13 protein-coding genes are annotated in these 14,144 nt (G+C 62.8%); 2 read left to right on the top strand and 11 right to left on the bottom strand.

Annotated elements, in window-relative coordinates:
- Positions 1-81 precede the first annotated feature (81 nt).
- From HX899_RS20235 to HX899_RS20215, 5 genes are all read right to left on the bottom strand, one after another.
- Positions 82-564: a hypothetical protein gene (locus tag HX899_RS20235; RefSeq protein WP_181293208.1), complete on the bottom strand. Its 483-nt coding sequence runs from the start codon at positions 562-564 to the stop codon at positions 82-84.
- 264 nt (positions 565-828) lie between these two features.
- The gene (locus HX899_RS20230) at positions 829-1,743 is read right to left on the bottom strand and encodes a phosphotriesterase (protein WP_181293207.1); all 915 of its coding nucleotides are present in this window, start codon (positions 1,741-1,743) and stop codon (positions 829-831) included.
- Between the two features lie 179 nt (positions 1,744-1,922).
- Positions 1,923-4,235, bottom strand: coding sequence for an autotransporter outer membrane beta-barrel domain-containing protein (locus HX899_RS20225; protein ID WP_181293534.1), 2,313 nt, complete (start codon positions 4,233-4,235; stop codon positions 1,923-1,925).
- A gap of 722 nt (positions 4,236-4,957) precedes the next feature.
- A complete protein-coding gene (locus HX899_RS20220; protein WP_181293206.1) occupies positions 4,958-5,617 on the bottom strand; it encodes a PQQ-binding-like beta-propeller repeat protein in 660 nt (219 codons plus the stop codon).
- 54 nt (positions 5,618-5,671) lie between these two features.
- Entirely contained in the window at positions 5,672-6,892 is a 1,221-nt protein-coding gene (locus tag HX899_RS20215; protein ID WP_180193844.1) for a helix-turn-helix domain-containing protein, read from the bottom strand.
- A gap of 119 nt (positions 6,893-7,011) precedes the next feature.
- On the opposite strand from HX899_RS20215, the gene HX899_RS20210 reads away from it, so the two are divergent.
- Together HX899_RS20210 and HX899_RS20205 are read left to right on the top strand one after the other, a co-directional pair.
- Positions 7,012-7,794, top strand: coding sequence for a DUF899 family protein (locus tag HX899_RS20210; RefSeq protein WP_181293205.1), 783 nt, complete (start codon positions 7,012-7,014; stop codon positions 7,792-7,794).
- A gap of 5 nt (positions 7,795-7,799) precedes the next feature.
- Complete coding sequence (locus HX899_RS20205) at positions 7,800-8,162, top strand: hypothetical protein (RefSeq protein ID WP_181293204.1); 363 nt, start codon at positions 7,800-7,802, stop codon at positions 8,160-8,162.
- Between the two features lie 287 nt (positions 8,163-8,449).
- On the opposite strand, the gene HX899_RS20200 is transcribed toward HX899_RS20205, so the two are convergent.
- The 6 genes from HX899_RS20200 to HX899_RS20175 all read right to left on the bottom strand — a co-directional run bounded on the left by HX899_RS20200 (position 8,450) and on the right by HX899_RS20175 (position 14,140).
- A complete protein-coding gene (locus HX899_RS20200) occupies positions 8,450-9,097 on the bottom strand; it encodes a metallophosphoesterase family protein (protein ID WP_181293203.1) in 648 nt (215 codons plus the stop codon).
- A 442-nt stretch (positions 9,098-9,539) separates the two neighbouring features.
- A complete protein-coding gene (locus HX899_RS20195; RefSeq protein WP_181293202.1) occupies positions 9,540-10,370 on the bottom strand; it encodes an inositol monophosphatase in 831 nt (276 codons plus the stop codon).
- The gene (locus HX899_RS20190) at positions 10,367-11,197 is read right to left on the bottom strand and encodes a glycerophosphodiester phosphodiesterase family protein (protein ID WP_181293201.1); all 831 of its coding nucleotides are present in this window, start codon (positions 11,195-11,197) and stop codon (positions 10,367-10,369) included. The genes HX899_RS20195 and HX899_RS20190 overlap by 4 nt, the downstream gene beginning before the upstream one ends.
- Before the next feature lie 10 nt (positions 11,198-11,207).
- The gene (locus HX899_RS20185; protein ID WP_181293200.1) at positions 11,208-12,326 is read right to left on the bottom strand and encodes an ABC transporter ATP-binding protein; all 1,119 of its coding nucleotides are present in this window, start codon (positions 12,324-12,326) and stop codon (positions 11,208-11,210) included.
- Positions 12,327-12,328: 2 nt separating this feature from the next.
- The gene (locus HX899_RS20180) at positions 12,329-13,246 is read right to left on the bottom strand and encodes an ABC transporter permease subunit (protein ID WP_181293199.1); all 918 of its coding nucleotides are present in this window, start codon (positions 13,244-13,246) and stop codon (positions 12,329-12,331) included.
- Between the two features lie 3 nt (positions 13,247-13,249).
- Complete coding sequence (locus tag HX899_RS20175; RefSeq protein WP_181293198.1) at positions 13,250-14,140, bottom strand: carbohydrate ABC transporter permease; 891 nt, start codon at positions 14,138-14,140, stop codon at positions 13,250-13,252.
- Between the last annotated feature and the right edge of the window lie 4 nt (positions 14,141-14,144).

The following is a 14,144-nucleotide window of genomic DNA, read 5'->3' as shown; positions in this document are numbered from 1 at the left end:
ACCGTCGGATATGTCAGGCATCAGGATCAAACCGATCGCTGCCGGCCACATCGATAGCTTTCATTGCTGTCGGTTTTACGCTCATCCGATCAAGTGAAGATTATCTAATGTGGTCTTTGTGGCGTGTATCGCTACTGAGATGATGAGAACCACATGATCGCGGTTCGCTGATTGATCCAAGGACAGCGTCAAGCTGTCCGGAACGTCCTTCCGAATGAATCTTTCTCTCGCCAGAAGTCGATCTGTCGTCACACTCACTGATGAGATCAAGCTATCTTTCTCAAGCAGAACAAAAAAGGGATCTTCGTCCGATGCTGGTGTCTTAGGCAATTGCGATTGACTCGTTGGGATTTGGAGAGCGTCAAACAGCGTCTTGAGCCTGTTATCTATGTCCGTATCGACAATGAGGCCACCAGCTTTGCCCGGTCGCAACATTAGAACGTCTATAGAGCAGTGGGTAAATGTCTCATCACTTACAAGTGGAACCCAACGGTAACCCCATTTGCCATTACGATCGGCGATCCGCTGAAACTCAGGAACGGTTTTATGGTTCGCGTAGTCCATCCATTCATCTAGATTTCCGTCGACTCGCCAGAGCTCTCGGAATTGCTTGTGAAACTCACGGCGAATGTCGTGTTTGTGGGCTGGGCGCTTCGAATTATTACCCGAGGAATGCAACTCACCTTCATAAAACAACCTAAATCTCACTTAGCGCCCCTCCCATCCTATTCATCTTTCGTGAGGCACAACCACTGTGATTTCCTGTATCGACGAAACTGCCAGAGCGCATTTCGATATAATTTAGGCCTCTTTCGCCCGGCCACTCCCCTATCGGGCGAAAGCCTCGAACGGATTGTCGTGGGTCAGGCGCATCAGGGTACCGTCGTCTATGCCGCGCCGTTTCAACTCTGGCAGCAAGACCGTGGAAAGATGGGTGTATGGCTTGGGTATCCCGCCCATCGGCAGCGCCGGATCGAACCAGCCTCGGTCATGGCTCAACAATAAGCGATCGCCGCAGCCCGCCTCCAGCGCCTTGATCACCAGCTCCGCCACCTCGTTGTCCCCGGCCCGGCCGACATGATCATACTCGATCCAGGCGCCTCGCTCGGCGACGGCGACATTATAGGCGAAGTCCTTTTCCTCCTGCGTATGGATCGAGATGAACCTGTCGGCCCTGTAGCCCTCCGCCTCGATGACATCGAGCTGGTCCATGACGACCCGTCCCCTGATCGTATGACTGCCGATGACGGCGTCCGTCTGCGCCGCCGCGCGCGCGGCTGCCCGCAGGATTTTCGTCTCGAGCGCCGTCATCCCGTCATCGCCGGCGCTGAGCTTGATCCAGCCTGCCTGGAACCCGGTCTCGTCGATCTGCTCCGTCAGCTCCCGGAGCATCCATCCCTCCAGCTCCTTCTCGGAAGCATGGCGGACCCATTCGGGAATCCAGGGCTCACGGTAATTGCCGGTGGGCACGACGATCGGAAAATCCGTCGCAATGGACACCGCAAGATCGATATCCGCACGGCGTCCGACGCCGCCCGTCGAGCATTCGACCAATGCCGTCACCCCGAGCTTCTTGATCCGCTCGATCTCGGGGGCCATCAGCCGAACGACGTCGTCGGCCACTGCTTCGGCATAACCGGGCTGGTCCGGCGTCCTGAGGTCGACGAAGACGTGCTCGTGCGGGAGGATCATCCCAAGTTCGGATTTGCTCTTAGGCCCGAGCGTCGTGCGCAGATATTTCAAAGTCTCTCCCCCTACAGCCGCACCGGCTTTGCGTGCAGCCCTCGACCGACACCGAAGCATCGACACTGCCGCGAAAGTAGATCGTTACATGATGAAATCAATTGCTCGCTCGATGGAAATTCTGACAACCTGACCCTTGATGTCGACTTCCGACCTGGCGCCCTCCGGCAGCCATCCCGCTACCACTTCACGCTGAACCTGACCTTGGCGCCGAAGGCGTTGCTGTCGCCGAAGTCCTTGAGGCTGGTGCGGGCGAAGGCCTCGCCGTAGGCCACGTATCGGTCGTCCGCCCAGCTGAGCGAGCCGCCCATGCCAACGCCGGCCCAGAGCGCCTGGTTCTCACTGATAAGCTTGGTCCCCGAGACATCGACATCCGAGCCGTCGAGGAAGTCGTAGTAGAGATTGGCGATGCCGTAGAGCTTCGAGCGACTGATCTTTCCGGAAGCATCCTTCCAGTCGCTGTCATAATCGGCTGAGATGCCGAGACGGCCGGTCAGGCTGTCGCCATCGTCGAGCGAGGCAGCGGCGCCATAGGCATCGGTGAAGTCATCGAAACGCACGGAGGAATAAGCAAGCTGCGCCTGCGGCGTCAGCGACCATCGGTTCGTCAGCGCGATCTTCTGGCCGGCTTCGACGCTGAGCCCATAGCCGAAGCCATCATTGTCGTCAGCCAGTGTGGTGTGAAGCGTCGAGGATTTGAGATCGCTGCTGTACCAGGTCACGCCAGCCTGCGTGTCGATGTAGAACCCGCTGTTGCCGTACCAGGTCAAGGTGCCGTCGAAGCCGTAGCCTGTGGCGTCGATGTCGCCCTTGCCGAAGCGCGAAGAGACGTCTGCGGAGGCCGTATCCACGTGAAAGCTGAGCCCGCCGATCAGCACGCCCGCCCCGCCTTCATGCAGCATTCCGTCGACGCCCACCTGCAGCGTCCAGCTGTTGACGTCATATTCGGTGCCGGACGTCGAGGTTTCCGGCTCGAAATGCGAATGCGTCCCGTCGATGCGGGTCCAGATCGCCTTGCCCTGATCGTTGACCTCATCGTTCCCGGCGTCGGCAGCGGATTGACCATCGTCCACCTCACGCCCGCCGGTGCGCTGGCGCAGCGTCCCGAACTCATTGAGGCTCTGCAGCACGCCGGCATAGGCCTCGTAGAGCGGCACGGCAGGCGCATATAATGGCCCGGTCGAGGTGCCTGCGGCATCGAGAACGGCTGAGCGCAGATACCAGTCGCCATCGGCAGGCGTGCTGACACCCCCTTGGTAAAGTCGATAGGCATAGGCGCCGCCGACCACGGCCTGGTCGCCTTCGAACACATAGTCGCCGAGGAGCGAGAAGGTGCCGGCCGACGTACCGGCGACATCGACGATTTTGATGCCTTCGACGGTTTGCGCGCCACCGCCTCCGAGGTTGGTCACCTTGACATCGGTGGTGCCTGATGTGTTGCCGGTGACGACGAGGCGGTCGGTCGCGGATGTATCGTCGCCGAGCACGCTCTCGATCTCCAGAGTGCCGCCGCTGCCAATATAGTTGCCCGATATCGTCAGCGTACCGATCGAATTGCCCGGCGCCAACACGCCGGCATTGGTCACATCGCCGAAGATCGTGCCGGTGCCGCCGAGAATACCGGTCCCCGATGTCGTGACCGGGCTGGTGATCGAGCCGTTGACGGCGAGCCGGCCGCCGCTCACCGTCGTGGCGCCCGTATAGGTGTTGACGCCCAAAAGCGTTTGTCTGCCGCCGGTGACCGTCAGCCCGCCCGTGCCGGCGATGACGCCCGCGAACGTGTCGTTGGCATTGGCGATCGTCAGGGTTTGCGCCCCGATCTGCACGAGGCCGCTGCCGGCCAGGCTCTGGATGGTCGGGGCCGCTGCCCCCGAAACGTCAAGAGCGCCATCCGCGACAACCCGGCTGGAATTGGCGATGGCGCCGGCGCCGGAAAGGGCGAGGCTGCTGCCGAAGTCGATCTGCGTCTCGCCGGTATAGATGCTGTTCGCCAATAGGCTGAAGACGCCGCCACCGGTAACGGTCAGGCCGCCCACGCCGGTAAACCCCGACGCCGCGTCGGTTCCCACAGCAAAGCCGGCGGTATCAATCGTCAGCCCGCCGGACAGCAGATTGAGCTCGGTGCCGGAAAATAAGCTTATGAAGGCTGAGTTAGCGGCCGTCGCGCGCAAAATGCCATTGTCGAAATTGGCTTGGCTCACGCCAGGCCCGCCCCGCAAGGATAGGGTCTGCAATGTGCCGCCGCCGGTGATGTTGAGCGTGCCCGAAGATGCGGCGATGCCGCCGAGTACCGTATTGGCTCCCGCTGTGAGCTGTCCGCCGTTCTCAATGTTGAGTGTGCCAGTACCCAAAAAACCCACATGAAAAGTCCCCGCGGGTATGTTCCACTGCGATCCCGGGCCGGTGACGGTGACGGTGCCTGTGGTTCCAGCCGCACTCGCGAGCCGCGACGAGCCCGTGCTTGTCAGGGTGCTACCATTCTGTATCGTCAGGACGCCGTGCGCTGGTCCGCCTTGGCCGACTTGTATTGCCCCCACCGAGACGCTGATCGGCCCAGTGACACCGAGGACGGTAGGCCCCTGGGACGGTACGCCAATTGTACTGATGTTAACGGTTGCACCGGCACCGGGAGCAACGCCGCCCGTCCAATTGCTCCCGTCAGTCCAGTCACTGCTTGTTGTTCCGGTCCAATTTTGGGCCGAGGCCGCCCCGGCGGATAGGGCCATAAGCACCACCCCACATACTGTCAGGAGGACAAGGTGCCGTCCTTTGAACTCCCGATGCTTTCCCGCGCTTCTTGAAATGGGCGTTGCGAGCGAACAGCCGAGGCTCAGTGCCGCGAAGCAGATCCGTGAAAGAAGCTTCTGTTTCCTGGTCCTGCGAAACACAGAGCTTGCCCGCATGATGCCGCCCCACAAAATGCTCTTAAAGATTGATTTAAAATAGGTTTTATCGAATCGGCAACTAAACCGCGATTAAAATTGACGAGTGTTAAGAAATCATGACGGCCTGGGCGCTAAAGCTGGCCACGAAGAAAAGCCGCAGATCGGTCACCCGACTGAAGGCAGCCGAAACATCGCAGCACTTTGCTTTCCTTGATGCGGCTGGCCGTCCCCCGCCCACGCCGCATCGATAACTCGCCTTCCATCCTTGCCTCTCCCAGCCCTTCGCATAGCTCAGGGCGTTCGGCCCTGTGATCGATCCACTGGATCGATCACTCCCGCTTTGCGGGACCAGGCACCCGCCCCGGCCGGCTGATCGCGCGGACCTTGCCGCTGGCGCCGCCACCGCAAAAGAAGCAGTCGGCGCCATCGGATTCGAGGCCGGAGACCCCGGTGCCCTCGGGCATCTCCAGCCGCTCCAGCACCTCGCCGGTTTCGGGGTCGATGCGTCTGACGTCGCTGTCATCGCCCTCCCAGGTGCCGTGCCAGAGCTGGCCGTCGACCCAGGTGACACCTGTCACGACGCGGTTGGATTCGATGGTGCGGAGGATCTTGCCGGTTTCCGGGTCGATCTGATGGATCCTGCGGCCGCGGTGCTGGCCGACCCAGAGCGAGCCTTCGGCCCAGGCAAGGCCGGAATCGCCGCCATTGCCGGGCGCCGGGATGGTGGAAACGATTCGTCCGGTCTTCGGGTCGATCTTGTGAATAACGTCCTCGGCGATCTGATAGAGGAACTCGCCATCGAAAGCCGTACCGGCATGGGACGCAACCTCAATCGAGCGCACCACCTCGCCACTTGCGGGATCGAGCGCGTTCAGCCTGTCGCCCGAGGCGAACCAGACATGCTCACCATCGAAGGTGACGCCGTTGACGCGCTCGGCGCCTGGAAAGGGTCCATATTCACGGATAATCGTCGCAGCCGACTTTTTCATCTCTTCCATCCTGTTTGCCCGTTGACCAGGGCCATCTTCATCAGTCAGGCCATACTAGTCGCTTGGCAAAGGTCCCGGGAGTAACAAGATCGTCGGGAAACCGGGCAGCGGCGGGCTCATCCAGCGCCGCGCCCGCCCGCGCCCGAAAGATTGCACCTTGCTCTCCTCCGCAAGTGAATCCAGCGCCCGCTGCACGGTGCGCGGGCTGGCGCCGAGCGCAATCGCCAGCGCCGAACTTGACCACGCCTCGCCATCGGCGAGAAAGGCGAGCACCGCCCCATGCTGGCCTTCGACCAGCGGCGCCAGCACGGCGGTCTCTCCGGCACGGCGCGGCGAGAGCGCAAAGCCGCGTTTCGTCGCCGAGACCTCGGCGAGCGCCAGCAGCTCGGCACGCAGCCGGCCGATCTCGACGCGCAGCCGGGCACGGTGCGATTCATCGGCATGTTTGCCGCGGAAGGCACGCGCGATGAGTGTGCCGCGTGCCACATCCGCCGGCCAAGCTTCGGCAAGCGTCCGGGCGAGCGTGAAGAGCACCGGCCGCGTTGCCAGCGACACCGAAAGCTGATCGTCGCGCACGACATGGCGGCAGGCATCGACGACGAGCGTGCCAGAACCTAGCAGCTCTTCCACCTCCTCGAGCAGCAGCGGGCTTTCCCGCCAGCGCGAGATCAGCCGCGCCACGGGCGCGCTGAGCACGCCGGCAGCATTTTCCACCTCCGCCGTCAATACCGGCATACCGGCCTCGCGCGCCGCCTGCCTCGCCCGGTCAAGCGCCGCACGCGCCCCTTTCGTCTGCAGGCGCCGGATCGCTATACCCGCGACCACCAGCTCATGGGCAGCCCTTGCCGCCGGCGGCAGCGGCGTCGGGTCGAGTGTTTCGAGCGCCCGCTCGGCCTCGTCGAGCCGACCGACCAGTACCAACCGGCGAAGCTCGACATTCCTGGCATGGGCGGCATTGACCCTGTCGCCATGCGCTTCGAGCACCTTGCGCGCCGCCTCCAGCGCTTTGGGCGGCCAGGTGAGATCGCGCGACACCAGCGCGATCTCGGCCTCGGCGACCACGCAGCGGGCCCGCGCCATCGCCTCCCTCGGGCCGAAAGCACGCGCCGCACTCTTCAACAGCGCCTTGGCGCGGACGAGATCGCCGAGCTGCGCCATCGCAATCCCGCGCAATGCCAGCGCCGGCGCATCGTCGCGCAGCGCCACCCGCTTCAGCGCGCCGAGCGCATCTCCTGTTGCCAGCGCTCGCGCCGCCGCCGTGATCAGCGAGTCCATTCAAATCCCGTCACACTTGTCACTCCCGCCATTTCCCCACTCGGCCTTAGATTTGTCGTCGACCGGCAAGCAAGCCTGCGCCGGATGCTACGACGAGAGACAGGCAAAGGAGAAGACCCATGACGGCACAGCTGAACGCAACACGCCAGCAGTGGCTGGCGGCAAGGCTCGATCTGCTCGAGGAGGAGAAGGAACTGACCCGGCAGAGCGACGCGCTGGCGATCAAGCGCCAGCAATTGCCGCGTGTCAGGATCGACAAGCAATACCGCTTCGACACCGACGACGGCAACGTCTCGCTGAAGGATCTCTTCGGCGGGCGCTCGCAGCTTCTCGTCTATCACTTCATGTTCGGACCGGATTATAGCGCAGGATGCCCGTCCTGCTCCTCGATCGCCGACGGTTTCAACGGCGTCTTCGTCCATCTTGAAAACCACGATGTCGCCTTTTGGGCGGTCTCGCGCGCGCCGCTCGCAAAGCTCCAAGCGTTCAAGCGGCGGATGGACTGGAGCTTTCCCTGGGCCTCCTCCTTCGGCAGCGACTTCAACGGCGATTTCAGCGTCTGGTTCTCTGCCGAGCAGCAGCACCAGGGCGATGTAGACTATAATTACCGCCGCGAACCGCTCCCAGGCAGGACTGTCCAGGAATGGCAGCCGCGCGACAGCGAGGCCCCGATCGCTCAGATCGCCGCCATGACCGGCACCGACGTTCCCACCTATACCCGCGACCGCCCAGGTGTCAGCGCCTTCGAGCTTATCGACGGCGCCGTCTACCATAGCTATTCCAGCTATGCGCGCGGGCTGGACGGGCTCTGGGGCATGTACCAATGGCTCGACCGCGCACCGAAGGGCCGCAACGAAACCGGCATCTGGTGGCGCCACCACGACCGGTACGGCAAGGAGTGACGTCGATGCTGCTCTCCGCCCACATCCCAAAGCGAGGCGACGGAAACGCCGCTCTCAACGCCGCCGAATGGCTCTCGCTGGCTGCCGCCGCAGATGGATCAGCTGGCAAGCCGAGCGATGGCATGGCGAGTCCAGGCGGCCGGATCGCCGCCCGCGTCGCCGATTGGCTGTCGCTTGCCGCCGCCCCGACATTCGCGATCATGGCGCTGCTGACAGCCGCGACCGGCAACGCCGACATGATCTGCATGACGACGCCGGACGCGTTCCCGATCGGCGGAATGGTGCCCATGTACCTGCTGATGAGCGGCTTCCACCTGGCGCCCTGGCTGCGGCTCGCCGCCGGCTGGCGGGGCCTGAGTCGTCAGTGACGTGCTAAATGCCGCCACATCTCTCCTCCGTCATTCCTGTGCTTGTCACAGGAATCCAGTGCGCCCAAGTCCTTGGGCGTGGGAGAACGACTTCCTTCTGGGAGTCATTCACGGCGCCGACGCGCCGTGGCTGGATTCCTGTGACAAGCACAGGAATGACGGAGATTGGGGTGGCGTCTCGCCAAACTTTCTGCTGACGAGTCATGGCGGGGCGATAGGCCTCCCCCGCTCCGCAATGCTCCCACTCCGCCATCTCCGGCTTCATACCCTTACCGACACGCCCAAGTTCATGCGCTCACCTTAATAAAGTCGATCGGCCCGCCGGCAATATCGTCATCGAACACCGCACAGGAAAGCTTGCCGCCGAAGACGCAGCCGCTGTCGATGTTGGTGCGGTTTCCTGTCGTCACCGGGTTAGACAGCGACGGTGTATGGCCGTGAACCAGGTGCTTGCCCCAATAGTCGCTGGACTCACCGGGAGGGAACCGTAACCAGAGAAGATCGTGCTCGCTCTGCTGCTCCAGCGGAAATGCTGGATCGACGCCCGCATGGACGAAGATGCGATATCGATCAATGTGCATGAGGGGAAGATCGGCCGCCCATTGCAGATGCTGGGGCAGAACTCTGCCGCCATAGGACATTTCGGTTTCAAATCCGCCGATGCCCATGCCGATCCATACGTCTCTGCTGTCGCTATCGGCATAGGCAGCGACCATCAGGTCCTCATGATTACCTTTCAGGCAGATCCATCGCCACGGGTCCGATGGACCCGCGATGATCCGGTCGAGGACACTTTTGCCGTCAGGCCCGCGATCGATATAATCGCCAAGGAAGACGACCGTCCCTTCAGGCGCACAAGCCTCGATCCGATCGATCATCCTGTTCAGCGGATCGATACAGCCGTGGATATCACCTATGGCGAACGTGTAGCGCATGCTTCATTTTTAGCGCCTGTCGGGGGCCAGGTGAAGTCCGGATCGTGCGGCGGATCTCAATACTACCGACAGAAAATCCGACTCATTTCCCGGCACTTACGGCAATTGCCTCGCCTTTGGCTTGAGTTCGCATATTGATCGCCGCATCGGCCATCGAGGACCTCTCCTCCGTCATTCCTGTGCTCGTCACAGGAATCCAGTGCGCTCGAGTCCTTGAGCGCGGGAGAAGGGCTTGGTCATATGAGAGTCCCTCACGGCGTGGACACGCCGTGGCTGGATTCCTGTGACGAGCACAGGAATGACGGAGATTGGGGTGGCGCTCTCGCCTGAGATCGCGTCGGCACACTAGGAACAGCACGCCGAATGCTGGATGACTGTATGGCTGGAATGGCGCGTCGCAAGCCGCGGCGCGCCAGAGCGTCGTGCCAAAGCACAACCGCCATCACCCTTCCACAAAAATACGGCGGATCACTTCCCAACTCTCGGCATCCGGCGCCAACAGCAACCTTCCCCTGGTCATTGCCGGGCGATAGGCTTCACCGCTGAGCAATGCCCCATAGCCGCCGGCTTCGCGGTGGATCAGCACGCCGGCGGCGTGGTCCCAGGGTTTGAGCTCGACGTTGAGCGAAAAGCTCATAGCGCCTGTTGCCACCGCCCGGTATTCATAGGCCGAGCAGCGCCATGTGGTGGTGCGGGCAAAGTGCAGCATGCTCTGAGCGTAGACCGACTGCTCCTCGGCGGGGAACATATGCAGCGGCAGGAAGCCGTGCATTTCCCCGATCGGCCCTGGCGGCGCAACGCCGAGGCGGGTCTGCGTGCCGTCGCGGGCGATGTGCCATGCGCCCTCCCCCAGCCGGGCGGCGAGGAAATCGCCGGTCACGGGATAGTGGATCAGCCCGGCCACCGTCTCGCCGCCGGAGACGATCGCCACGATCATGCCGAACAGCGGCAGGCCGTGAGCGAAATTCCAGGTGCCGTCGACAGGATCGATGATGACGGCGAGATCGGCGTCGCCAAGCCGCGTCAGAATCGACGGATCGGCTGAGACCGCCTCCTCGCCGACGAGCAGCGCCTCGGGAAAGTGCGCCGACAGCGCTTCGGTGAGCCGCCGCTCGGCGCCGAGATCGGCATCGGTCACCAGATCGTCGGGCGCGGTCTTGGTGCGGATGCCCTCGGCGGTGACGCCGAGGAAGCGGGGCAGGATCTCCGCCTCCGCCGCCCGGCGCATATCCTCCATCACGGCGGAGAATATGTCGTCCGACACTTCCCTCATGCGCGGCGCGCCTCGATATAGGCCTTGAGCGCCGCCGGCTGGTCGGTCTGGATGACGCTGATGCCGGCCGCCATCATCCGTCCCCAGATTGCATCCGGATCTTCAAGCGCCGCACTGTCGGTCAAACCGCAGCAGGAGACCGGATCGAGCGTGTTGACCCAGAGCGAAATCCCGGCTTCCTGCAGACGATCGTACTGACCGGCGAGCGTCTCCAGCTGGTCGAACTTGGCTTCGCACATGAATGGGCTGACCGAGATTATGCCCTCGGCGGTCTCGTCTGCGTTTTCCTTTCTGAAGAACGCCTTGCCCATGAACGGGACGCCGTCGATGCCGGTCTTCCCGGCGATCCACGCCCGCTGCTCCCTGGTGCCGGCATCGGCCTTGAGATCGACCTGATCGGCCACGCCCATCTCCTTGACCTTGGCCGCGACGATATCCATCATCTCGGGGTCCTTGAGATCGAGATCGACGAAGATGCGGCCGCGCACGGTTTCGAGCACCTGTTCGAGCGTCGGAATGGTCTGCGTCGTGAACGGCTGGTCCGGCCCGCCATCGGCCATGCGGAGCCGCAGGCTGGTGATCTCGGCAATCGTCATCTCCTCGGGGACGCGGTCGATGCCGGCCATGCGTTCGAGCGTGTCATCATGCAGGATGAACAAGTGGCCGTCGGCGCTCTGGCGGATATCCACCTCGACGATGTCGTAGCCGGCGGCAATCGCGTTCTCGATCGCGGCAAGGCTGTTCTCCGGAGCCTGATGCCAGGCGCCGCGATGGGCAACGATGGCGCAGGAACGCGACGGGTCGGCAATGTGGTCGATGTATTTCATGGGACTTCCTTTAGTTTGCGCTGAGGGCGCCGGGTATGGCCCTGCCGCTCGCTGCATCGAAGAGATGCAGACGGGAAGCCGGGAGATTGAGAAAGAGTTGGCTGCGGTCCGATATTTCGACGCCGAAGGGTGTAGCGATCCTCACGACCGACCCGCCGAGTTCGGCCGCCAGGATCGAATGTGAGCCGAGGTCCTCGCGAAAACGCAGAGCTGATGTGACGACATGCTCCCCTCCCTTGCTGTCTGGCTTGCTACCGACAAGGATATCTTCCGGCCGGATGCCGAGTTGGTAGGCGCCTGTGAGCCGCGCTTGCGCCACCACCTGCCCGTCGGCGAGCCGGAGCACCGAGCCGTCGCCGGTGACCGGCAGGATGTTCATCGGCGGTGCGCCGATGAATTTGGCGACGAAGACCGAGGCCGGATGGTGGTAGATCGCCTTCGGCGTATCGAATTGTTCGATCCGGCCCTTGTTGAGAATGAGGATACGGTCGGCAAGCGTCATCGCCTCCACCTGGTCATGGGTGACGAAGACGGTGGTGGCGCCGATGCGCCGGTGCAGGTCGGCCAGCTCGACGCGCATGTCGTGGCGGAGCTGGGCATCGAGGTTGGAGAGCGGCTCGTCGAACAACAATACGCCCGGCTCGCGCACGATGGCCCGGCCGATCGCCACGCGCTGGCGCTGGCCGCCGGAAAGCTGTCCGGGCTTGCGGCCGAGATAGTCGGAAAGGCCGAGCATCTTCGCCACCGTCCCGACCCGCTCGATGCGCTCGGCCTTCTGCATGCCTGATACCTTGAGGCTGTAGGCGATGTTGTCGAAGACGCTCATATGCGGATAGAGCGCGTAGTTCTGGAACACCATGGCGCAGCCGCGATGTTTCGGCTCCAGATCCTGCACCTCGCGGGCACCGATGACGATCTTACCGCCGCTCACGCGCTCGAGGCCGGCGATCATCTGCAACAGCGTGGACTTGCCGCAGCCCGACGGGCCGAGGACGACGGTGAATTCGCCGGCCCTGAGCTCGACATCCATCGGCGGAATGACGACGGTCTCGGCGTCATAGGCCTTGCTGACGCCTGAGAGCCTGATGTTTGCCGCAGCGGCGCGGATGGTCATGTCGATGGCGTTCATGGCTATTTCTCCGTGAGAACCAAGCCCTGGACGAGGTAGCGCTGCAGCAGCGCAATCATCGCGAGCGGAATGATGGAAACGATGATGGCGCCGGCCATGATCATCGGGAAATCGGGGATCTCTCCATCCGAATCCGGCACAAGCCGCGCCAGCCCGACAACGGCGGTTTGCATGTCCGGCGTCGAGGCGGCTACGAGCGGCCAGAGATATTGCGTCCAGCCGCTGAGGAAGGTCAGCACGAAGAGTGCTGCGAAGCTGGTGCGCGACAGCGGCAGCAGGATGTCGAACAGGAAACGGATCGGCCCTGCCCCGTCCATGCGCGCCGCCTTGAAAAGATCCCTCGGCAAGGTGAGGAAGAACTGGCGGAACAGGAAGGTGCCGGTGCCATGCGCGACAAGCGGCGCGATCAGGCCGAAATGCGTGTTCAGCACGCTCCATTCGAGCCTGACCGGCGCGCCGAAGTACTGGGCGATCAGCCCGTTCAGACCGGTGACATCGAGCAGCGCATTGACCGGCGAAAACACGTTCGACGCCACCTGGTAGGTGGTAATGACGCGGATCTCGATCGGCAGCATGATGGTCGCCAGGATCAGTGCAAAAGCCACGCCCGCCCAGCGAACACGAAAATAGACGATGGCATAGGCCGACAGAAGCGACAGCACGCAGGTCGCGAATGCATCGCCGAAGGCGACCACCAGACTGTTGAGCATCTGGACCGGGATGTGTGTCTCGGTGAAGATGCGCGTCGCATTGGCGAAAAACTGGTCGCCGGGATACCAGGCGAGCCCGTTGCGCAGCACGAACTCGTAGGATTGCGAGGCGGTGGCAAGCGTCAGGTAGAGCGGCCCGAGGATATAGACGATGCCAACGATGAGGACGAGGCTGGCTGCGATGTTGAGGGAACGTGCGTTTTCGATCATGGGTCACCGCTCGTAGTTGATGCGTCGGCCGAGGAAGAGGAACTGGGCGCCGGTGAGGAGGACGACGAAGACCATCAGGATCGCCGTCTGGGTCGAGGCGCCGGAAAGGTCGTAGCCACTGAAACCGTCGGTGTAGATCTTGTAGACCAGCAGCGTGGTGGCGCCGCCGGGGCCGCCATGGGTGATCGTATCGATCAGCGCGAAGGCCGAGGTGATGCTTTCGGTGAACTCCAGCACCAGCGTCAGGAAGAGCTGCGGCGCAATCAGCGGCAGCTGGACGTCGAAGATGCGACGCCACGGCCCTGCCCCGTCCATCGCCGCTGCCTGCTGCATGGTCTTCGGGATCGACTGCAGGCCGGCGAGCAGGATGACGAAATTGAACGGGATGCCGCTCCAGACATGCGCGGCAATCAGCGTGATGAAGGCATCCGTGCCGTTGATGCCGGGCGCCCAGATGCCGGGAAAGGCCGCGTTGAGTGGCGCCAGGATGCCGACGAAAGGATTGAAGATGAAGGCGAAGACGACACCGATCGAGGCGCCTGCGACGCCCTTCGGCCAGACCAGCACGTTGCGCGCCGGCAGCGACAGGCGGATCTTCCGGTCGGCCGCGACCGCAAGGATCAGCGGGATCACCACTGCCAGCGAGGAAGCGGTGACCATGAAGACGATGGTGCGCCAGCAGCCTTCCCAGAACTCGGGATCGGCAAGCACGCGGGCGAAATTATCCCAGCCGACGAACATTGAGCCGCCGCCGAAGGGGCGCTCGAGGAAGAACGACCAGTAGAAGGCCTGGAAGATCGGCACATAGAAGAAGAGCACGTTCAGCAGCATGAGCGGCGCCACCAGGAGAAGCGGCAGCCAGCGGTGGCTGAAAAGCGAAGATTCCGAGGTCATGAAG

Source organism: Rhizobium sp. WYCCWR 11146 (genome assembly GCF_013591995.1).
In the GTDB taxonomy this organism is placed as follows: domain Bacteria; phylum Pseudomonadota; class Alphaproteobacteria; order Rhizobiales; family Rhizobiaceae; genus Rhizobium; species Rhizobium indicum.
This window is presented reverse-complemented; position numbering and strand designations above follow the sequence as displayed.

Excerpts from the sequence above, each read along its gene's own strand:
- HX899_RS20210 (WP_181293205.1), top strand. The coding sequence starts at position 7,012 with ATGACGGCACAGCTGAACGCAACACGCCAGCAGTGGCTGGCGGCAAGG.
- HX899_RS20180 (WP_181293199.1), bottom strand. The coding sequence starts at position 13,246 with ATGATCGAAAACGCACGTTCCCTCAACATCGCAGCCAGCCTCGTCCTC.
- HX899_RS20175 (WP_181293198.1), bottom strand. The coding sequence starts at position 14,140 with ATGACCTCGGAATCTTCGCTTTTCAGCCACCGCTGGCTGCCGCTTCTC.
- HX899_RS20235 (WP_181293208.1), bottom strand. The coding sequence starts at position 564 with ATGGACTACGCGAACCATAAAACCGTTCCTGAGTTTCAGCGGATCGCC.
- HX899_RS20190 (WP_181293201.1), bottom strand. The coding sequence starts at position 11,197 with ATGAAATACATCGACCACATTGCCGACCCGTCGCGTTCCTGCGCCATC.
- HX899_RS20200 (WP_181293203.1), bottom strand. The coding sequence starts at position 9,097 with ATGCGCTACACGTTCGCCATAGGTGATATCCACGGCTGTATCGATCCG.
- HX899_RS20220 (WP_181293206.1), bottom strand. The coding sequence starts at position 5,617 with ATGAAAAAGTCGGCTGCGACGATTATCCGTGAATATGGACCCTTTCCA.
- HX899_RS20185 (WP_181293200.1), bottom strand. The coding sequence starts at position 12,326 with ATGAACGCCATCGACATGACCATCCGCGCCGCTGCGGCAAACATCAGG.
- HX899_RS20195 (WP_181293202.1), bottom strand. The coding sequence starts at position 10,370 with ATGAGGGAAGTGTCGGACGACATATTCTCCGCCGTGATGGAGGATATG.
- HX899_RS20215 (WP_180193844.1), bottom strand. The coding sequence starts at position 6,892 with ATGGACTCGCTGATCACGGCGGCGGCGCGAGCGCTGGCAACAGGAGAT.
- HX899_RS20205 (WP_181293204.1), top strand. The coding sequence starts at position 7,800 with ATGCTGCTCTCCGCCCACATCCCAAAGCGAGGCGACGGAAACGCCGCT.